This is a genomic window from Agrobacterium sp. M50-1 (assembly GCF_049843495.1).
Taxonomy (GTDB): domain Bacteria; phylum Pseudomonadota; class Alphaproteobacteria; order Rhizobiales; family Rhizobiaceae; genus Agrobacterium; species Agrobacterium radiobacter.
Window position 1 is genome coordinate 23,765 of the sequence record NZ_JBBHZH010000012.1, and the last position, 20,250, is coordinate 44,014.

Below are 20,250 nucleotides of genomic sequence, written 5' to 3' on the forward strand. Positions count from 1 at the left end.
TTACCTCTTTACCGTCATCAGCATCATGCGATGGAAGGATTTGACGAGATTGGCGTTCAGGTCGTACTGCCGCTTGATCTCGCCGGTCTTGGTCATTTCTTCAGCAAGCGCGACCGAATTGCCGGACTCCTGCATGCCGATCTCGTTATTGATCGGGTTGTCGCGCACCGCGATGTTTTCGCTGAGATCGCTCGCCCCGAAATGGGCGGGATGGGTCTTCGCCATGCCGACCTGCTGGCTGGTGGCCTGCATGACCGCTTCGAAAGGGCTGACATCCTTGGCGTGGAACTTGGGTGTGTTGGCGTTGGCGATGTTGGTCGCCACGACTTCCTGCCGCACGCTCAGCCATTCCGCTTGGCGGGATGCCAGTTCGAACAGTTGAATCGGTTGCATAGACTTCTCCATCTCGTATGGCCCGAACCTACGGGGCTAATCTTGCGTCAGACTTGCGGGGAGGGATGATACTGCGCAACGATGGAGAAACGGGCCTGCACACGCGGCCCGCACAAAACAAAAAAAGCGCGCCGGCAGATGCGGCGCGCCCTTCCGTTGAGAGAAAAACCGTTATTTTTCGGGGTGGTAGGTCTTGCCGGAGGAGGTCTCTATCAGCCACTCGCCGTTGCGCTGCTCGATCTTTGTCAGCAATGCATTGTCCGGCAGGGTCGAACCGACTCGCACCATATACATGCCCGAACCGTCCTCGATCAGGGCGCGGCCATTGGAAACATGCAGCAGACGGAAGGATGTCTGGCCGGGGAAGGGCTGGTCCTCGATCCCGGCTGCCAGATTGTTCTGTTTTTCCTTGCCGCCCGCGTTGACGGTTGCCGTCGTCAGCATGTCGGGCAGCTCCGCCGGCGGCGGGGTGTCTTCCTTGTTGCGGTTGGTCATGGCCATTGGCGAAACGCTGAAGACTTCCCGCGGGCCGGTATGGGGCAGATCGCGGGTGCGGTCGCCGCCCGCCACCTTCATGCCGAATTTGTCTTCGTTGAAGAACACGTACCATGGAAAAAAGGCTGCTGCAGCGGCAAGTCCGATGCCCGTCCATGCGAGAATACGGTCGGGCGTAAAGAAAACAGGCTTGGGCAGCACGTCTTCATCATGGCTATTGTCGGTCGGCTTGTTCACGGGTCAGCCTCTCACTCTCGGGTTTACCTGGGGCTGGCCATTCTGTGCTCCCCCGCGCAGCGCGGTCGCCAGGTCGGCATAGGCGTCTTGCGCTGCCGGTTCGCTCGGCAGCTGTTTCAGCGTTTCATAGATGATCGGCACCTGCTTCACCGCCATGTCGAGATCGGGGTCGGTGCCGGGCCGATAACCGCCGATAAGGCGAAGATCCCGTGTTTCCTCGAAGCGGTGCACCAGCGCCTTGAGGCGCGAGACCAGCTTTTCCTGATCCGGCGTCCAGGCCTTCTTGGCCAGACGGGAGATCGAGGCGAGGGGATTGATCGGCGGATAACGGCCTTCTTCGGCAAGGCTGCGGTCAAGCACGATATGGCCGTCGAGAATACCGCGGGTCGAATCGGCAATCGGATCGTTGTGATTGTCGCCATCCACCAGAATGGAGACGATGGCGGTGATGGTGCCGGTGCCTTCTGCGCCCGGTCCCGCCCGCTCCAGAAGGCGCGGCAGTTCGGTAAAGACAGAGGCCGGATAGCCGCGCGCCACCGGCGGCTCGCCCGAAGCGACCGCCACTTCGCGGATCGCATGGGCAAATCGCGTCACGCTGTCGATGATGAGAAGGACGTTGTCGCCCTGATCGCGGAAATGCTCGGCGATGGTAACGGCGGAAAGCGGCGCCATCTTGCGCAGCATCGGGCTCTCATCGCTCGTCGCGACGACGGCGATGGACTTGCTCATATTCTCGCCCATCGTGTCTTCGATGAATTCGCGCACTTCGCGGCCACGTTCGCCGACAAGCGCAATGACGACCTTATCGAAGGCGTCTGCCTTGGCGAGCATCGACAGCAGCGTTGATTTGCCGACGCCGGAACCCGCAAAAATGCCGAGGCGCTGGCCGAGGCAAAGCGGCGAAAAGATATCGATTGCCCGCACACCCGTCTTGAAGGGCGTCTCCACTCTTTTGCGCGTCATCGAGGGCGGCGCATTGCTGGAAATCGAACGGCGCTCAATACCGGCGGAAAGCGGCCCTTGATCGTCAATCGGCTCGCCGAGCGCATTGATGGTGCGTCCGCACCAGCTGTCGTCGGGCGAGACGCGGAAGGCGCCCTTGCGGATGACGGTGTCGTGAATGCCGATCGGCTCGCCGGGTTCAATCGGGCAGACATAGCAGATGTCCGGCTCCACGCGCACGACTTCGCCGAGATGAATGCCGGTCGCACTGCGATGGGCGACGAATTCACCGAGCCGCACATGCCGTGACAGGCCGGAAACCGTATAGTGCCCGGCGGCGATGGTGCGGACATGACCGCCATGCGCAACTGAGAACTCCGGATCGGCATAATGCCCGGCAAGGCTCGCCAGCTGCGCGAGCTTCGGTGAAATGGCATCAGCCGAGAGCATGGATTCCGGCATTGTCATCACTCAGTTCCTCAACGCGCGCCGCCAAGCGTCTTGATGCCCTCGCCGAAGGTCGATTCGGTGTCGCGCATCAGCGAGGAGATGCTTTCAAAGGCGCGGTTGACCTGGATGAGCTGCGTCATCTGGGAAATGCCGTTGACGTTCGACTGCTCGAGGTAACCCTGCACGACGCCGACTTCATGATTGTTGACCACCGGAACCGGCTGGGCCACCGGCTTCACGCCGCTATTGGGATGACGCAGGAAGCCTTGCGAAAAATCCGCCTGGTAGATGCCGAGCGTGGCGACGATATTCTCGTTCTGGCGGATGGCTCCGTCGAGACCGACGGTGATCGGACCGCCATTCGGATTGAGCTGGATCGGGCCGCCGCCGGCATCAAGAACGGGATAACCGCTGGACGAGATGAGCGCGCCGTCCGGACGCATGGTGAAACGGCCGTCGCGGGTCAGGATCTGGCCATCGGGCGTATCCAGCGAGAACCAGGCATCGCCCTTGATGGCGAAATCGAAGGAATTGCCGGTCTGCTCGAATGCACCCTGGCGGGTGGAGAGATAGTCGTTGCCCTGGGAAACGAAGGCTACCCTGGCGTTCATGTCATTGTGGTTCTTGGCGACCATCTCATCGAATTTCACTTCGGAGCCGCGGAAGCCGACCGTGTTCACATTCGCCATATTGTCGGAAATGGTGGTGAGACGGCGCTCCAGCGCGATCTGCGAGGACAGGGCGACGTATAGTCCGGATTGCATATCATTTGCCTCCGAGTTTCAGGGAGTTGATGGAGATCAGCAGGTCGGGGGAAATGCCGTAGCCGCTGGAGGAGCCGAAAACGGCCAAAGGGTCGTAGGTCGTTGAGGGATTTTGCATTTCCCACATGATGGTGAAACGCTCGAGCAGCTTGCCGACCTTTTCAGGATCCTGCAGATCCTTGATATCGATGCTTTTTTCGATGAGCGCGGCCTGCTTGTCGACATCGGCCGCCGCAAATGCGTCGGGCAGGTTGAACGTGGTGCGGAACACCTGCGCAAGCGCGTCGTCGGCGAGGAAATCGAGGCCGGATTTGATTGTCGGCGCCTTGCGCTCGAAATAAAGGGCAAGCCGGACGCCGTTATTGTCGTCGCCCGCTTCCTGTTCCAGCGTCTGGCGCGTGTATTTACTGACGACACCTGATTTGGCTGCCTCGGTGGAGGTCGCTGCCGCACCCAGGCCTGCAAAATCCAGGGACTTTGCAAGTTCGGCATATCGGTTGTCGGAAAGCTTGTTGGCGAAGGCGTTCTTGTCCGAGGTGCCTTCCGTCAGCACCTTGCGGATGAAGGCCTTCGCATAGGCCATATCCTCAAGCCCGTGGGCTTTCAGGGCGTAATTATAAAGGCGCGTATCGGCCATGAAGTCGTCGATGGATTTCACATCGCCGATCTTCGACCGGTAATATTCGGTTTCGCGCGCCACATCAGGCTGCTTCGACACCCGCTCAAGCGATTTGCCGATGTCCTGACTGATCAGTCTGTAGCTGGTATAGGTGGAAGTCACTGAACCGCCGCTCTCGTTTGATCCCGATCTCAAGGCGCACGTCCGCCTTTGCCGGCATAGTGCCGTGGCTTGCTTGTGCGAAACTGGCTGAAGGCGGGAACGCGAGGGAGGCTTTGCGGACAGGTTCACGCAAGCCACATTTTCTAGACATGGCGGCATGGAACACTGTTCGGGCGTGGTCGATCAATGAATATTGTAATTGGACTTATAATCACCTTCGGCTGCATCATCGGCGGCTATATGGCGATGGGCGGTCATCTGGACGTGCTGGTTCAGCCGTTCGAATTGATGATCATCGGCGGCGCCGGTCTCGGCGGCTTCATCATGGCAAACCCCATGAAGGTCGTGAAGGATTCGGGCAAGGCGCTTGGCGAGGCCTTCAAGCATTCGGTCCCGAAGGAGCGAAACTATCTCGACGTGCTCGGCGTGCTTTATTCGCTGATGCGCGATCTGCGCACGAAATCGCGCAACGAGATCGAGGCCCATATCGACAATCCCGAGGAATCCTCGATCTTCCAGAGCGCGCCTTCGGTGCTGAAGAACAAGGAACTGACCTCGTTCATCTGTGACTATGTCCGTCTCATCATCATCGGCAATGCCCGCAGCCACGAAATCGAGGCGCTGATGGATGAGGAAATCGAGACCATCCTCAACGACAAGCTGAAGCCCTATCACGCGATCACCACCATGGGCGATTCCTTCCCCGCCATCGGTATCGTCGCGGCGGTTCTCGGCGTCATCAAGGCCATGGGCAAGATCAACGAATCGCCTGAAGTGCTCGGCGGCCTGATCGGCGCCGCACTCGTCGGCACCATGCTCGGCATCATCCTGTCCTATTCGATCTGCAACCCGCTCGCTTCGCAGGTCAAGATCGTCCGCACCAAGCAGCACCGCCTCTACATCATCGTCAAGCAGACGCTGATCGCCTACATGAACGGCTCGGTGCCGCAGGTCGCGCTCGAATATGGCCGCAAGACCATCTCCAACTACGAGCGGCCGTCCATTGACGCCGTCGAACAGGAGATGATGAACCCCGGCGGCGAAAACAAGGCGGCATGACGATGGCAAAAGCTGCAGCGCAACAAGCACCCGCCATCGACACCGCCCTGCTCGCAAAATTGACGGGAGGGCTGTCGGACCGCAAGACGATCGCCAAGATCGGTTCCGATATCGGCCATCTCTACAGCGAATTCCTGCCGGACATCTTCCACAGCGAGACCGGCATCGCGATCGATGTGGAATATGTCAGCTCCGAATCGGGCCTGATGACCGATCTCATCGCCAATGTCGGGGGCAATGTCGCGGTTGCCGATTGTTCCCTGCGCAACTGGTGCCCCAATTTCATGATGACGGTCGGCAACGGCTTCGTCATCGCGCTCATGGAGCGCATGCTGGGCGCGTCGCCGGACATGATCGGCGAACCGGACGAGCGCAGCCTGTCCCATATCGAGCTCGACCTCGCGGCCATGGTTCTTGGCCGCATCGCCGGTGTCCTGCGCTCCGGCGTCAACGCGCCCGGCGGTTTTGAGGCGGCGATCGAGCCGCCGTTCAACTCCAACGGCAAAAGCGCCTTCGAGGAAATGATCGCCGGTCTTTACGGCGTGACCATCCGCATGAAGATCGATATCGGCAAGGTCTCGTCGGAATTTACCCTCATCGTGCCGCAGCGTCCCCTGCTCAGAACCTCCATCGTCGCTCCCAAGGCTTCCGCCCAGGCGCTGAAGAAGCAGGAGGAATGGATGGAGATGATTTCCGAGCAGGTGAAGCGATCGCAGGTAACGCTCGAGGCGCGCATCAAGCTCGAAACGCTGACGCTGAGGACAATTTCCAAGCTGGTGGCCGGTGACGTCATTCCGTTCCAGGCTCTGAAGCAGGACGATATCGGCGTCGAGGTCAGCGCTAACGGTTCCAAGCTCTATAATTGCGAATTCGGCAAGTCCGGCGACCGCTACATGGTTCGGGTGAAGAACAATGTCAGCACGGACGACGAGATCTTACGACATTTGATGGGTTAAATCCTGCCCGGCCTTTAGGGTTCTGGGCAGGCTGACGCAAGTTTCAAAGGGAATAATCAGCGCATGGCTACGAAGAAAACACCTGTGACCGATGATGCGGCGTTGCCGTCGTTTGAAGACGGCGGCGACCTCGACCAGGCTATCGGCGATCTGCGTGGCGTCCTCAAGACGGATGCGGAAGGCTCGCTCTCCGATTTTGGCGACTTCGGCGATTTCGGAAGCACGGACGAGGTTTCGACCGAAACCGACCTTTCCGCCTTTGGTGGCGGAGCGGCCGACTTTGCGATGGACGATTTTGCCGCCGCCCCGCAGGTTGCGGGCGTGAAGGCGCCGCTCGGCAGCGGCTTGTCCGAAAACATGGAAATGATCATGGACATCCCGATCGATGTCCAGATCGTTCTCGGCACCAGCAGAATGCTCGTTTCGGGGCTGATGAGCCTCGAAGAGGGCGCAACCATCGCGCTTGATCGCAAGATCGGCGAGCCGGTCGAGATCATGGTGAATGGCCGCCGTATTGCGCGCGGTGAAATAACGGTTCTGGAAGACGACGATACGCGCTTCGGCGTAAAATTGATTGAAGTACTGAGTACGCGAAAAGCCTGATCCCTGTGGGGACGGAGAGGAAAGACCATGATGGACTTCGAGGATTTCGGTAACCCCCTTGCGGGCAAGCCGTTGTCTCAGGCCGACAAGGCGGCCGCGGTGCTTCTTGCCATGGGCAAGGGCGTCGCCGGCAAGCTGCTGAAGTTTTTCACCCAGCACGAACTGCAGATGATCATTTCCTCGGCCCAGACCCTGCGGGTCATTCCTCCCGATGAGCTTGCACAGATCGTAGCCGAGTTCGAGGACCTGTTCACCGAAGGAACGGGTCTGATGGACAATGCCAAGGCGATCGAGAGCATTCTCGAAGAGGGCCTGACCCCTGAAGAGGTGGACAGCCTTCTCGGCCGCCGCGCGGCTTTCCAGGCCTATGAAGCATCGATCTGGGACCGCCTGCAGGAAGCCGAGCCGGAATTCGTCGGCAAGTTCCTGCTGCGCGAACATCCGCAGACCATCGCTTATATTCTCTCCATGCTGCCTTCCTCCTTCGGCGCCAAGGTTCTCCTCACCATTCCGGAAGAGCAGCGCGCCGATATCATGAACCGTACCGTCAACATGAAGGAAGTCAGCCCGACGGCTGCCCAGATCATCGAGAAGCGTGTGGTCAACCTCATCAACGAAATAGAGGCCGAGCGCAATGCGGGCGGTTCCACGAAGGTTGCGGATCTGATGAACGAACTGGACAAGCCGCAGGTCGATACGCTGCTCAGCTCTCTCGAGACGCTCAGCAAGGAAGCCGCAAACAAGGTCAAGCCGAAGATCTTCCTCTTCGACGACCTCATGTTCATGCCGCAGCGCAGCCGCGTCCTGCTGCTCAACGATGTTTCGGCCGATGTCATGACGATGGCGCTGCGCGGCGCCACCATGGAAATCAAGGAATGTGTGCTCTCCAGCATCAGCCCGCGCCAGCGCCGCATGATCGAATCGGACCTTGCGGTGCCGCAGGCCTCGATCAACACCCGTGAAGTGGCGATTGCCCGCCGCGCGGTGGCGCAGGAGGCGATCCGGCTGGCCAATTCCGGCCAGATACAGCTGAAGGAAGCCGCTGCGGAGGAACAACCGGCCGCCGCTTAAGCGGAAGCCGGTTGATAACCCGCCCTTACCGCGGAACCGGCCATTGCGATGGCCGGTCACGGACGCTAGTTTCGGGATGACGGCCTGCCGGGATCGGCGGGCCCTTTTTTTGATCCCGGGAACGTGCCTTGGCAGACGATCAGGACAAGGACAGTAAAACAGAAGCCCCGACGGAGAAAAAACTCCGCGATGCGGCGGAAAAGGGCAATCTTCCCTTTTCTCGCGAAGTGCCGATCTTTGCCTCGTCGCTCGCTTTTTACTGTTACCTGGTCTTCTTCCTGCCCGATGGCGCCGGTCGCCTTGGCGTCACATTGAAGGACCTGTTCGGTCAGCCCGAACAGTGGGACCTCAGCACCCGGCCGGACGCCCTGTCGCTGTTGTATTTTCTCGGCACCTCGATTGCCTATCTGCTCATGCCGGCGATGATCATGTTCATGGTTTTCGGGCTTGCTTCGTCGTTTTTCCAGAACCTGCCGTCGCCGGTGCTTGAGCGGGTGCGTCCGCAATGGTCACGCGTGTCGCCGGCAAAGGGCTTTACGCGCATCTACAGCAAGCAGGGTTTCGTGGAATTCGGCAAATCCGTATTCAAGATCATGATCGTCGCGATCATCATGTTCTTTGCTTTGCGTGGCGATTTCTACAGCCTCATCGATCTGATGTTCTCCGATCCGCAGGTCATTTTCGTCCGGGTGGTCGAGATCGTCAAAAAAATGATGGTCGTTATTCTGCTTTCCACCGCGCTGCTTGCCGCCGTCGACGTTTTGTGGACGCGCCATCACTGGTTCAGCCAGTTGAAAATGACGAAGCATGAGGTGAAGGAAGAATACAAGCAGTCGCAGGGCGACCCCGTGGTCAAATCCCGCCAGCGTTCCATCGCCCGCGACCGCGCCCGCCGCCGCATGATCAACAATGTGCCGCGCGCAACGCTTGTCATCGCCAACCCCACACACTTTGCGGTGGCGCTGCGTTATGTTCGCGAAGAAGGTGACGCGCCTGTTGTCGTGGCCAAGGGCCAGGACCTTATCGCATTGAAAATCCGCGAGATTGCGGAAGAAAACAATATCCCCGTTTTTGAGGACCCTCCGCTTGCACGCTCCATGTTTGCGCAAGTCTCGGTAGATAGTGTGATTCCACCAGTCTTTTACAAGGCTGTGGCCGAGCTCGTTCATCGGGTTTACGCCATGAAGTCATCGAAAATACGGGTTCAATAAAACCAATGAAAAAATCCGCCTATTCCGAACAGCGGGAGATGATCGTCGCAGAGGCGATCAACCCGATCGCCACCGAACTTCGATTGTTAGACCCGGCCGACCTGATTTCGCTGCTTAGATTTGAGTGCTATAGCAGTATCGCCGACCTCGTTTCGTCGGCGGCTGAGCTTTATTATCACCCTGGTACGATCAATTTCGGCGCCGGCGGCGAATACAAGCTCGAATGGGAAGGCGCGCCGGAGATCGTTCTCGATCTCGAGCTCAAGCCGAAGGGCGCCACGGTCTATGCGCGATTGACGCTCGCCAACGAACATGCAGCGGTTGAGATCAATCACGTCTCGTTTCAGAACCCTTCCGAAAATCCGGACGAAAACACCGAGTTTCTTCGGAAAAGCCTGACGGCTGCCCGATTCGTACCCACCCGTCAGGGCGAAGCGGCTTAACCGGATCATCTGCGGAATATTGCCGTCATGTCCGTTGCGCCCGCCGAAATCGCGGGCGCAACGGCCTCGTTCCGGTGCGTTTTGACCAGAGCTTGCCTGAAGCCTGCCGGTTTATGCGAAACCCGGCTGCGAAAGGCAGGAACGCCTTGCAAATCAGTCCCGTTGTTTGTTACCTATCGCATTAACGATTTGTTAACGAACAGCAGGTCGCGGTGGCCGGTTCAGGCCATTGCCGATGCGCATGATGCTTCTGCTCGTTGTCGGCACAGCGCCGGATTTTTTCTTAAATTTTGAGTTGGGTGGACCCCATGACCAGCATTTTGACCAATGCGGCGGCGATGGCCGCGCTGCAAACCCTGCGCATGATCGACAAGAGCCTCGAGACAACACAGGCGCGCGTGTCTTCCGGCTACCGTGTCGAGACTGCGGCGGATAACGCGGCCTACTGGTCCATTGCAACGACGATGCGCTCTGACAATAACGCGCTTTCGGCCGTGCAGGACGCTTTGGGTCTGGGAGCCGCCAAGGTCGACACCGCCTACGACGCGCTTGAAAGCACGATCGAGGTTGTCAAGCAGATCAAGGCCAAGCTCGTCGCCGCCTACGGCGTTGGCGCCGACCGCGGCAAGATTCAGGATGAAATCAAGCAGCTTCAGGAACAGCTGAAGAGCATCTCCGAATCGGCCTCCTTCTCGGGCGAAAACTGGCTGCAGGCCAGCATCAGCAACGGTGGCACGCCGCCGGTTGAAGAATCGATCACGAAAAAGGTCGTTGCATCCTTCACCCGCACGGGCGCAGGCAATGTCGGCGTCACCACCGTTGATTATGTGCTCGACGGCAGTACGGTGCTTTTCGACCTCAGCGGTGGAAAGCTCGGGATTCTCGACAAGAACGCCGTTTTTGTCAGCAAGACGGAATATGAAGTCACTCAGACCTCGACGACTGCGGGTAAGGCGACGAACGCCGGTCACGTCGTCGAGAAGCTCAGTGATGCGCAGATCGGCGCGCTGAATGCCGCGACTACGGATACGAATACGGATCCGAATGTCTATAGCGACGGGACTGCCAATTATCTCCGCCTTGCCGAAAACGTATGGGTGAAGGTGACGGCGACAAATCCGTCGAGCGGTGGCACCACCGTTTCTCCCGCCTATCGCGACACCAGCAGCAACGACTGGTTTTACGACCTTAGCGGCGGGGCGGCTTCCGCCGATCGTTCCCTCGGGTTTTCCGTGTCCACCCTCAATCTCGGTAATCTCGATGTCGTCGCCGCAGCCATGGGCGGTTTTGCCGGCGGCGGCACGACCTATACCGACGCCGACGCCATCGACATGATGATGTCCTTCGTCGACGGGCAGCTTGAGGCGATGACCAGCACGGCTTCCAGCCTCGGTTCGCTGCAGAGCCGCATCAGCATGCAGGATAACTTCGTTTCCAGCCTGATGGATGTGATCGACAAGGGTATTGGCCGTCTTGTTGATGCCGACATGAACGAGGAATCGACCAGGCTGAAGGCGCTGCAGACGCAGCAGCAGCTCGGCATCCAGGCTCTCTCCATCGCCAATGCCAACGCGGAAAATATCCTCCAGCTCTTCAAGTAACGGGTTCGACCGGCGTGGGCGCGCGGGGATGAATGGGCGCAGGCTTGCCGATCACGCCCGCCTTCATCCTCGCACAAGTTTGAACACCTAACGTCGGGTCAGTATGGGGCGGATCGCATGGCGTGATCCGGCCGGGAAACGTGGAAGAGACGGGCAGGGTAGCAAGGATGACGGTGGTGCCGCCAAACGGCTTAGAGCATTTCCAGGAAAAGTGGACCCCGGTTTTCCGTCTGGAAATGCGGCGAGGCTTTTGCGATTCGCGCGGGCAACGAAACATGTCTGGCCCCTTTCTCCTGTTTTGCCGGAGGCAGGCATGAGCGCGTCCATTGCACGGTTTCTCAAGGACTTCGGTGAAGCGCAACCGCAACCGGCGGCGCCGGCCCTCGGCGACCCGTTGGCCGATACAGATTTCCTCTCCAGTTTTGCCGATGGTGCTTCCGCTTTCGACGAATTTGCTCCCGTTGACGTGGAGAGCGAGAAACAGGCGGCCTATGACCGCGGCCGCGAAGACGCCACCCGCGAGATCACCGAGAAGATGCAGGCGGAACGGGAAGAGCTGATCGCTGCCCATGCGGCCGAGCTGGAGGCCCTGCGTTCGGGCCATCTCGAAGAAATTGCGGCGTCCCTGTCCCGTGGTCTGCGCGAGGGTATCGACGCGATCGCGGCCAATCTTAGCGAACAGACAGCCAATATCCTTGCCCCCCTCCTGACGGAAAAGCTGTCGCTCAAGGCGGTTACGGCGCTGGCCGATGTGGTGCGCGCCGCCATGCCGGATGGCGAAGGGGTTACGCTTGTCGTGAAAGGCCCGAGAGATTTGTTCGAGCGACTGAAGACGCAGCCGGGCTTTGAAGAAGAAACGATGAAATTTACCGAGACCACCGATATCGATCTTTCCGTCGAGTTGGGTGAAAGCGTGTTCGTGACGCGCATGTCCGCCTGGGCCTCCAGTCTTCGCAAGGTGATGAAATGAGTGAAGGCGAGAACCACCACCACGGCAAGAACGAGATCATCATCGTCAAGCGCCACAAGGGCGGGCACGATGGCGCCCATGGCGGCGCCTGGAAGATCGCCTATGCCGACTTCATGACGGCGATGATGGCGTTCTTCCTCGTCATGTGGCTGGTCAATGCCGCCAACGAGGAAACCAAGGCCTCGGTCGCCAGCTATTTCAATCCGATCAAGCTGTCCGATGAGAAACCCTCGTCCAAGGGGCTGGAAAAGCCTGTCGATAAGGAAGAGGGCGTCCAGAAGAAGGATCAGTCCAACATCCAGGCGGAAAAAGTCACCAAAGGCTCCGCCGCGGCGACGGGCGAAGATCTGACCTCCCAGACCGGTGAGCAGTCGAATTTCTCCGAAGCGGACTTCTTCGAAAATCCCTATTCCGTGCTGGCTGAAATTGCCCAGCAGGTGGGGCAGCAGGCCAATGTCAGCGCCAAGGGCGAGGGCGGCGCTGCTGATTCCGGCCCGGCGACGGGCGCGAGCGGCGGTGAAGCCTATCGCGATCCCTTCGATCCCGATTTCTGGACCCAGCAGGTGAAAATCACCCGCGCCGATCAGCCGCAGAAACCGGTTGAACAGCAGCAGCTCGCGGAGAACAAACAGGAGGATGCGGCCGAAAACGCTCAGGCGGTCGCGCTTAAGTCGTCCGAGACACCGGCCGACAAGACGGAAGACGGCAAGTCGATGGAAGTCGCCGCCGTGGTGCCGCAGCAGCGTCCGGACGCCGCAGAGCAGGCAGCGCTTTCTCAGCCCAGGCCGGAGCAGCAGCAAAAGGCCAGCGACGCCGAGTGGGAAAAGGCCGATACGCTGCGCGAGGAAATCGAGAAGCAGATCTCAGGCATTACCGGCAAGCTTTCCGAAGGTCTGGTGGTGACGCCGGCCGAAGGCGGATTGCTGCTTACCATTTCCGACCAGACGGAAACGCCGATGTTCAATATCGGATCGGCCGTTCCCCGGCGCGAAATGGTTCTGGCCATGGAAAAAATCGGTAAACTGCTTCAGGAGCGGGGCGGCAGCGTGGTGATCCGCGGCCATACCGACGGACGGCAGTTCAAGGGTGAGGCCAATGACAACTGGCGGCTCTCCATGGATCGTGCGCACAGCGCCTATTACATGCTGGTGCGCGGCGGCCTGTCGGAAGAGCGGGTAAAGCAGGTCTCGGGTTTCGCGGACCGCAGATTGCAGGTGCCGGCGGACCCTCTGGCAGACGCCAACCGCCGCATCGAAATTCTGCTTGAGGCCGATCGGGGGTGAGTGTGACGAAAACCTCGAAACGCTGGCTTCTTCTTGCGGCGACGCTTTGCGGTCTCGGCTCCGAGCCGATCAAGGCGTTTTCGCAGTCGCAAGAAAATCTGATGCCCTATGCCATGTTGCGCTCCCTGCAGTTCGTGCAGGATTCTGTGGCTATGGGAGACCATTCCGCCGCTGAAATGCAGCGGTTTCTGCTGCAGACGATCGATGAGCGGCTGAAGAGCGCCCCTTCGGCGATCTTCAAGGATCCGCGCAATGTCGATGCGGCGCTCATCTATGCGATGAGCGGCGGCAACCCGGCCACGCTGGAATTGCTGGTCGCGCGCGATGTAGACGGCAATTTCGATAGCCGTGTTGCCGATATCCTGCGCAAATACCTGTCCGGCAAGGGAACGCTGGTCGCACAGAGCATCGCGGCCATGGTGCCTGAATATCGCGGCAAGCGGATTGGCGCCTATCTGGCGCTGATCGGCGGCAATGTGACGATCCCGCGCGATCCGCTTGCCGCACTCGGCTTTTACGACATAGCCCGGCTCGAAGCGCCCGGCACCATCGTTGAGGAGGCGGCGTTGCGCCGCTCGCTCGCTATCGCGGTTGAAGACGGCGATGCTGCGCGCGGCGTCGACTATGCGCAGCGTTATGCGCGGCGCTTCCTGCATTCGCCCTATGCCAGCCAGTTCGCCGACCTTCTGGTCTCGCTGGTGGTCAAACGCGCCGACTCCATCGGCGAAGAGGCGATACAGGAAACCTTCGCCATGATGGATACCGAGAGGCAGAAAGAAGCTTACCTGCGCCTTTCCCGCCTGGCGGCGATCAGCGGCAAGGATTCGCTGGCGCGTATGGCGGCGTTGAAGGCGAAGGCGCTGTCTCCGTCGCTGCCGGGTGAGCCTGAAGTCCAGGCAAATCTCTATGAAAGCCTTTCCAACATCGGCACGCCAGATGTGGTGAGTGCGATCGAGACAATCGGGCAAATCCCCGAAGCACAGCTTTCGGATCGGGACAGGGCCCTGCGGGAGGCGGCAAGGGCGATTGCAGAGCAGGTGGTTCGTCCTCCTTCCCTGCAGTCTGGTGTTGGGGCAGACACTGCGGCCACGAAGGATACCGGGCGGAATACGCCCGAAAACGAGGCGACCGGTGCCGATGCAAAGAGCATATGGCGGGTTGAAACCCAGAAGGCTGACGATGAGGGCGAGAATGTCCGGCAACTCGTGACGAGTGGCCGTAGCAAGCTCGATGAAATCGACAGCCTGTTGAAGAAAGGCGAGGGGGCACCATGATCGACGCAACCATCAACGCGATAATGAATGCGCCACCATCCGATCCGCGCGCCGGCGTCAGGGACGACGCCAAGGGCGGCAGTTTCGGCGACGCCCTTTCCACGGTCCGGGACGAGCGGCCGCCGCAGGCTCTGCATTCACGGCATCAGCAGGACAAGAACCCTGCCGAAGAACAGCATGCACAGGGTGATAGCGAGGCGGAAAAGATGGATGTCCCGGTCAAGCGGCCCGCAACTTTTCTGAATGCCATCGTCAACGAGCATGCCGGCGAAGGCCGCGCCCATGAGACGCTGGCGGAGTTTCAGAACGCCGTGAAAACGGCTCGCACACCCGAGAACGGCAAAACCGGCAAGAAGCTCAAGGACGACACCGACAAGGACGCCGAGACGGCGGCCGATGTGATCGATCCGAAGCTCGCGGAACTGCAGCTGGTTGCGGCCAACGCCGCCGATGTGGCGACAGCCAAGACGCCGCTTGAGGAAATTGCACAGGCGATTGCCGGCAAGACCGACACGGTGAAATCGGACCGGGCTGAACCTGTCCGGGGCAAGGCCGAGCATCTGGTCAAGGACATGCCGACAGGCATTGCAGCTGCCGGTAACGAGGCGGGCTCTGCTTCCGAAAACGAAGGTGATGCCTCGTCGTTCCGTTTCTCGTCTCCGCGTTCGGGCGCTGCCCGGGCTCTCGATATGAGCACGGTGCAGCGTGAGGGCCGTGTCGAATTCGATGCACGGGAAAGCAACGGCAAAGCGGCAGATACCATCACGGTCCTCGATTCGCGGCGTTTCATCGGTCTGGCGCCTTCCACCAACGCTTCGGCCCTGACCGGCCTGATCGTTAATGACCCGGAATGGGTGAGCGCCATGCAGCCCGGTTCGTCGCTTTCCAATGCGGCGGCCCAGAGCAGCACCGGCAAGGTCGTGCATACGCTGAAGCTGCACATGACGCCGATCGAGCTCGGATCGGTGACGATGTCGCTGCGTCTCGCCGGTGACGAGCTTGCCGTTCACATGACGGTGGAGAGCGTAGCGGCCTATAAAAAGCTCCAGGACGACAGCAAGAGCATCCTTGAGGGTCTCAAGGCGCAGGGTCTGACGGTCGATAACATCACCATCAGCATCGCTTCTTCCGACAAGAGTGACCAAACGGGCACACAGGGCAACAATCAGCAAAATCAGCAGGCGCAGCAGCAGGGCCAGCAGGCCGCCGCTGGGCGCAACCGTGACGAGTCCGGAGCACGGGGCAGTCGGCAAGGCAATGGCGATAATTTGGGGGTGCATAATGAAAGCATGGATGGCGCTCCTGGCTCTGCCCGCTCTTCTGCTGACAATGGCGTCTACCTCTGAGAAGGCGTCAGCCTCGGCGACATCAGGCGTCTGTGAAAGAGAGATCCAGTCGGCGGCACGCAAATATGGCGTGCCGGAGGGAATTCTCTATTCTGTGGGCCTGACCGAGACGGGCCGCAAGGGGCGGCTCGACCCCAATGCCATGAATATCGAAGGAAAACCGGTATTTGCGACCTCCACCGAGGAAGCCCTGGTGACTTTCGAGGCTGCAAAGCGCAACGGCGCCAAGCTGATCGACCTCGGCTGCATGCAGATAAATCATTATTTCCACGGCGAAAACTTCGCATCAGCGCGGGAAATGTTCGATCCGCGCCGGAATGTGGAATATGCCGCCATGTTCCTTCGCAACCTTCACAACAGGCATGAAACCTGGACCATGGCGGTGGCCCGTTATCATGCCGGCCCGAACAATGATCCGGCGCAGAAGAAATACGTCTGCCGTGTTATCGCCAATCTGGTGGCGACGGGCTACGGGAAATGGACTCCCAACGCGAAAAATTTCTGCGACGGATAACAACCTGAAATTGCTTTTAGGCGCCGCAGGCCTCGTATTTTGAAATGTGGCGATAGATTGATCGAAAAAAGGCATTTCAAGCGGTTTTTTCGGAATTTTGAAATTTCTACACAAAAATTTTGTGCCATATATGGTTAATACCCACTATATATAGATCAAATCGGCACAAAATGGTTAATCAATTATTAATAACTATCGATGATTTCCTACAGTTGTCGCTGAATCCCCCGATTCGTACCAATGCCTTATTGGAAAACACCACACTGATTCGGAGGCGGACGAATGATCGTAGTGGTTGATGAGCGCGAGCTCGTTAAAGACGGCTATACATCTCTATTTGGGCGTGAGGGCATTCCCTCGACCGGGTTCGATCCGGTCGAATTCGGGGAGTGGGTCTCGACGGCGGCGGAAAGCGATCTTGCGGCTGTGGAAGCCTTCCTGATCGGCCAGGGCGACCGGAGCTTCTCCTTGCCGAAGGCGATCAGGGATCGCACGACGGCGCCTGTCATCGCGGTCAGCGACCAGCCCTCGCTGGAATCGACACTGGCGCTTTTCGACAGCGGCGTCGACGACGTCGTGCGCAAGCCGGTTCACCCCCGTGAAATCCTTGCGCGTGCGGCGGCCATCCGTCGCCGGCTGCAGGTCATATCGAACTTCACAGATGCGGGGCCGATTCGGGTTTTCTCCGACGGCCGCGACCCCGAAGTGGGTGGCGAGGTATTTCCCTTGCCGCGCCGTGAGCGCCGTATCCTCGAATATTTGATCGCCAATCGCGGACGCCGCGTTTCCAAGGCGCAGATTTTCAATGCCATCTACGGCATCTTCGATGATGACGTCGAAGAAAACGTTGTCGAAAGCCACATCAGCAAGCTGCGCAAGAAGCTGCGCAAGAAGCTCGGCTACGATCCGGTCGATTCCAAGCGGTTTCTCGGCTATAGCATTGATTGGCAATGATTTTCATTGACCCGCGTGGTCTTTTTCAAACGCGGTATTTCCGACAGCTTCACGCAAGCCAAACGCTTTACCTTCTCCCTGAAGATGACCACGAGGGTTTTTGAATGAGTATTTTCGGCACTATGCGAACCGGTGTGTCCGGCATGAATGCGCAGGCGAACAAGCTGGGGACCGTGGGCGACAACATCGCCAACGCAAGCACCACCGGCTACAAGCGTGCATCCACGTCGTTCTCCTCGCTCGTTCTGCCCTCCTCATCGGGCAGCTACGCGTCGGGCGGCGTACAGTCCAATGTTCGCTACAGCATTTCGGAGCAGGGAAACCTGTCCTACACCACCTCGAGCACCGACCTTGCGGTTCAGGGCAACGGCTTCTTCGTGGTTCAGGATGGATCGGGCACGCCTTATCTCACACGTGCGGGCTCCTTCCAGAAGAATTCCGAAGGCTTCCTGGAGAATGCTGCCGGCTTCAAGCTGATGGGCTATCCCTACGGAGCTAATCCGCCGGCTGCCGTCGTCAACGGCTTTACCGGCCTCGAAGCCATAAACATCAACGACTTCGGTTTGACGGCTTCGCCTTCCACGCAGGGCAGTTTCCCGGCAAACCTCAATCGTGACGAGGCAATCGTTGCTGCGGGATCGCGTCCGAGCGATAACGTTGCGACCTCGACGGTTGGCGCCAAGACTTCGCTGACAGCTTTTGATAGCGGCGGCGCCAAGGTTCTCTACGACTTCTATTACACGCGGATCGACAATGACGCTTCCGGCAACCCTCAGTGGGAAGTCAGCGTATATCGTCAGGACCAGTCAACGGATGGCGGCTTCCCCTATACGGCAACCGCGCCGGCGACGCTTGTCAAGGAAACTGTCACGCTGACCTTCGACCCCGCTACCAATAAGCTCACCAGCGGATCCGATAAATCGATAACGATCAACGACAGCAACAGCGGTGTGGCGCAGGCGATCGATATCGACATGTCGCAGATGACGCAGTTTTCCTCGAAATTCACGCCCGGTACTGCCGTTCTAAACGGTAACGGTCCGAGCCAGATCAAGGATGTCGAAATCGGCAAGGATGGTCTGGTGACGGCGGTCTATCAGGATGGCGGTCGCCGCAACATCTACCAGCTCGCGTTGGCCACCGTGCCGAGCGTCGACAATCTGAGCCCGCAGAACGGCAACGTCTATCTGCCGAGCAACGAGTCGGGTGTCGTCACCATCGGCTTCCCGCAGTCGGGCAGCTTCGGTTACATCCAGAAGGGTGCGCTGGAAGGGTCGAACGTCGATATCGCCAGCGAACTCACCGACATGATTGAATCCCAGCGTATCTACACAGCGAATTCGAAAGTCTTCCAGACTGGATCGGATTTGATGGACGTCCTGATCAATCTGAAGAGATAATACTTCTCACGAGGACAGATGAATGTCGCTCACGTCAGCAATGAATACTGCGCAGTCGATTTTCAATAATACAGGTAAGCAGACGGACGTTACCTCGAAAAACATTGCCAATGTCGGCAATGCGAACTACGTCAAGCGAACCGCCATTCTCGGCACGACCATGGCTGGAGCGAGTATCGTCTCCAACGGTCGTGCCCAGAATGAAAGTCTTCTCAGGCAGACAATCTCCAGCTCTTCTCTTGCTTCCGGCCAGAGCACCGTGCTCAACGGCCTTCAGGAAATGAAGAGCGTTTTCGGCGGCAACGATTATGAGAGTTCGCCGGCCACCTATATGAAGGAACTGCTGAAAAGCCTGGACGCTTACGCGGCCAAGCCGAGCGATGCCGCTCTGGCTGCGACGGCCGTCACCTCGGCCACGGATGTCGCCAGTTCCCTCAACAAGGCTTCGAGCGAATTGCAGGCGATGCGTCTGCGCGCCGACAAGGAAATCTCCCTCCAGGTCGACAAGCTGAACGGGCTGCTCGCGAAGTTCGAGGAAGCCAATAACGAGGTCAAGGCGCAGACGGCGATCGGCGGCGATCCAAGCGACGCTCTCGATCAACGCGAAGCGCTTCTGAAGGACATCTCCTCCATCATCGGCATCAATGTCGTCAATCGCCCCAATAACGATGTGGCGCTTTATACGACTGACGGCGCGACGCTGTTCGAGATCGTGCCGCGCAGGGTGACCTTCAAGACGCAGCCGGGCTACGATGCGACGACCACGGGCAACGCCATCTATGTCGATGGCGTAGCGCTGAAGGCGGGCAGCGGCAGCAACACAACGGCGGAAGGGTCGCTTCAGGGCCTGATGCAGGTGCGTGATGATCTGGCGCCGACGATGCAGAGCCAGCTCGACGAAATCGCGCGCGGCCTCATCACCATGTTTGCGGAAAAGCCCGCGGACCCGACCAGCGGTCTGCCAGACATGCCTGGCCTCTTTACCTACGGTTCGCCGTTGGCGACGACAATTCCGCCGGACGGAACTGTCTCTCCGGGGCTCGCGGCCAGCATTACCGTCAACCCGGCGTTAATTATTTCCAAAGGTGGCAATCCGGAATTGTTGCGTGACGGCGGTATCAACGGTACCGATTACGTGATCAATACCGCAACATCAGGTGGAACCGGTTTCTCCACCCTGATCCGCAGCTATGTCACTGCTTTTGACGCGCCCATGAATTTTGCCGCGTCGACACGTATCGATACGAATACCAGCATCCTGAAATACGGCACCAACTCGATGGGGTGGCTCGAACAGGAACGTTCCGGCGCGACTTCGGCAAACGAAGCGAAAAGCGCGCTTTATGAGCGCTCCGCCACTTCCTATTCGAACAGCACGGCGGTCAGCCTGGACGAGGAACTGTCGCTGCTCATGGATATCGAGCAATCTTACAAGGCCGCGACCAAACTGGTGACGACCGTTGATGAAATGCTCAAGTCCCTGATGGACATGGTGAGGTAAAC

20 protein-coding genes are annotated in these 20,250 nt (G+C 59.0%); 15 read left to right on the plus strand and 5 right to left on the minus strand.

Annotation, left to right across the window (positions count from 1 at the left end):
- From flgB to WDZ78_RS21945, 5 genes are all read right to left on the minus strand, one after another.
- Complete coding sequence (gene flgB, locus WDZ78_RS21925; RefSeq protein ID WP_020010423.1) at positions 1–393, minus strand: flagellar basal body rod protein FlgB; 393 nt, start codon at positions 391–393, stop codon at positions 1–3.
- A gap of 171 nt (positions 394–564) precedes the next feature.
- Positions 565–1,125, minus strand: a complete 561-nt coding sequence (locus tag WDZ78_RS21930) for a hypothetical protein (RefSeq protein WP_425674239.1) — start codon at positions 1,123–1,125, stop codon at positions 565–567.
- Between the two features lie 3 nt (positions 1,126–1,128).
- Positions 1,129–2,535 carry a flagellar protein export ATPase FliI gene (gene fliI / locus WDZ78_RS21935; RefSeq protein ID WP_026363656.1) on the minus strand — a complete coding sequence of 469 codons (1,407 nt, stop codon included), beginning with the start codon at positions 2,533–2,535 and terminating at the stop codon, positions 1,129–1,131.
- Positions 2,536–2,546: 11 nt separating this feature from the next.
- Positions 2,547–3,281, minus strand: a complete 735-nt coding sequence (flgF, locus tag WDZ78_RS21940; protein ID WP_003503411.1) for a flagellar basal-body rod protein FlgF — start codon at positions 3,279–3,281, stop codon at positions 2,547–2,549.
- 1 nt (position 3,282) lies between these two features.
- Complete coding sequence (locus WDZ78_RS21945) at positions 3,283–4,062, minus strand: DUF1217 domain-containing protein (protein WP_425674276.1); 780 nt, start codon at positions 4,060–4,062, stop codon at positions 3,283–3,285.
- A gap of 186 nt (positions 4,063–4,248) precedes the next feature.
- On the opposite strand from WDZ78_RS21945, the gene motA reads away from it, so the two are divergent.
- The 15 genes from motA (at position 4,249) to flgK (ending at position 20,248) form a co-directional block, all read left to right on the plus strand.
- Positions 4,249–5,121 (plus strand): flagellar motor stator protein MotA, encoded by an 873-nt coding sequence (gene motA / locus WDZ78_RS21950; protein ID WP_020010426.1) that lies wholly within the window; start codon positions 4,249–4,251, stop codon positions 5,119–5,121.
- A complete protein-coding gene (locus WDZ78_RS21955) occupies positions 5,118–6,077 on the plus strand; it encodes a FliM/FliN family flagellar motor switch protein (RefSeq protein ID WP_425674240.1) in 960 nt (319 codons plus the stop codon). The genes motA and WDZ78_RS21955 overlap by 4 nt, the downstream gene beginning before the upstream one ends.
- A 63-nt stretch (positions 6,078–6,140) precedes the next feature.
- Positions 6,141–6,680: a flagellar motor switch protein FliN gene (gene fliN / locus WDZ78_RS21960; RefSeq protein WP_003503403.1), complete on the plus strand. Its 540-nt coding sequence runs from the start codon at positions 6,141–6,143 to the stop codon at positions 6,678–6,680.
- A 27-nt stretch (positions 6,681–6,707) separates the two neighbouring features.
- The gene (gene fliG, locus WDZ78_RS21965) at positions 6,708–7,751 is read left to right on the plus strand and encodes a flagellar motor switch protein FliG (RefSeq protein WP_020010428.1); all 1,044 of its coding nucleotides are present in this window, start codon (positions 6,708–6,710) and stop codon (positions 7,749–7,751) included.
- A 128-nt stretch (positions 7,752–7,879) separates the two neighbouring features.
- Complete coding sequence (flhB, locus tag WDZ78_RS21970; RefSeq protein ID WP_425674241.1) at positions 7,880–8,962, plus strand: flagellar biosynthesis protein FlhB; 1,083 nt, start codon at positions 7,880–7,882, stop codon at positions 8,960–8,962.
- 5 nt (positions 8,963–8,967) lie between these two features.
- Positions 8,968–9,405 carry a hypothetical protein gene (locus WDZ78_RS21975; protein WP_003503394.1) on the plus strand — a complete coding sequence of 146 codons (438 nt, stop codon included), beginning with the start codon at positions 8,968–8,970 and terminating at the stop codon, positions 9,403–9,405.
- Between the two features lie 308 nt (positions 9,406–9,713).
- On the plus strand, positions 9,714–11,006 hold the full coding sequence (locus tag WDZ78_RS21980; RefSeq protein WP_020010430.1) for a flagellin: 1,293 nt from the start codon (positions 9,714–9,716) through the stop codon (positions 11,004–11,006).
- A 313-nt stretch (positions 11,007–11,319) separates the two neighbouring features.
- Positions 11,320–11,976, plus strand: a complete 657-nt coding sequence (locus tag WDZ78_RS21985) for a hypothetical protein (protein WP_425674242.1) — start codon at positions 11,320–11,322, stop codon at positions 11,974–11,976.
- Positions 11,973–13,259 (plus strand): MotB family protein, encoded by a 1,287-nt coding sequence (locus tag WDZ78_RS21990; RefSeq protein ID WP_425674243.1) that lies wholly within the window; start codon positions 11,973–11,975, stop codon positions 13,257–13,259. Before WDZ78_RS21985 ends, WDZ78_RS21990 begins: the two co-directional genes overlap by 4 nt.
- Positions 13,256–14,533 carry a chemotaxis protein MotC gene (gene motC, locus WDZ78_RS21995; protein ID WP_425674244.1) on the plus strand — a complete coding sequence of 426 codons (1,278 nt, stop codon included), beginning with the start codon at positions 13,256–13,258 and terminating at the stop codon, positions 14,531–14,533. The genes WDZ78_RS21990 and motC overlap by 4 nt, the downstream gene beginning before the upstream one ends.
- Positions 14,530–15,879, plus strand: coding sequence for a flagellar hook-length control protein FliK (locus WDZ78_RS22000; protein WP_425674245.1), 1,350 nt, complete (start codon positions 14,530–14,532; stop codon positions 15,877–15,879). Before motC ends, WDZ78_RS22000 begins: the two co-directional genes overlap by 4 nt.
- Positions 15,827–16,393: a lytic transglycosylase domain-containing protein gene (locus WDZ78_RS22005; RefSeq protein WP_020010435.1), complete on the plus strand. Its 567-nt coding sequence runs from the start codon at positions 15,827–15,829 to the stop codon at positions 16,391–16,393. The genes WDZ78_RS22000 and WDZ78_RS22005 overlap by 53 nt, the downstream gene beginning before the upstream one ends.
- A gap of 282 nt (positions 16,394–16,675) precedes the next feature.
- Positions 16,676–17,347, plus strand: coding sequence for a response regulator transcription factor (locus tag WDZ78_RS22010; RefSeq protein WP_004432529.1), 672 nt, complete (start codon positions 16,676–16,678; stop codon positions 17,345–17,347).
- A 104-nt stretch (positions 17,348–17,451) separates the two neighbouring features.
- Positions 17,452–18,747 carry a flagellar hook protein FlgE gene (locus WDZ78_RS22015; RefSeq protein WP_020010437.1) on the plus strand — a complete coding sequence of 432 codons (1,296 nt, stop codon included), beginning with the start codon at positions 17,452–17,454 and terminating at the stop codon, positions 18,745–18,747.
- A 22-nt stretch (positions 18,748–18,769) separates the two neighbouring features.
- Positions 18,770–20,248, plus strand: coding sequence for a flagellar hook-associated protein FlgK (gene flgK, locus WDZ78_RS22020; protein ID WP_026363657.1), 1,479 nt, complete (start codon positions 18,770–18,772; stop codon positions 20,246–20,248).
- The last annotated feature ends 2 nt before the right edge of the window (positions 20,249–20,250 follow it).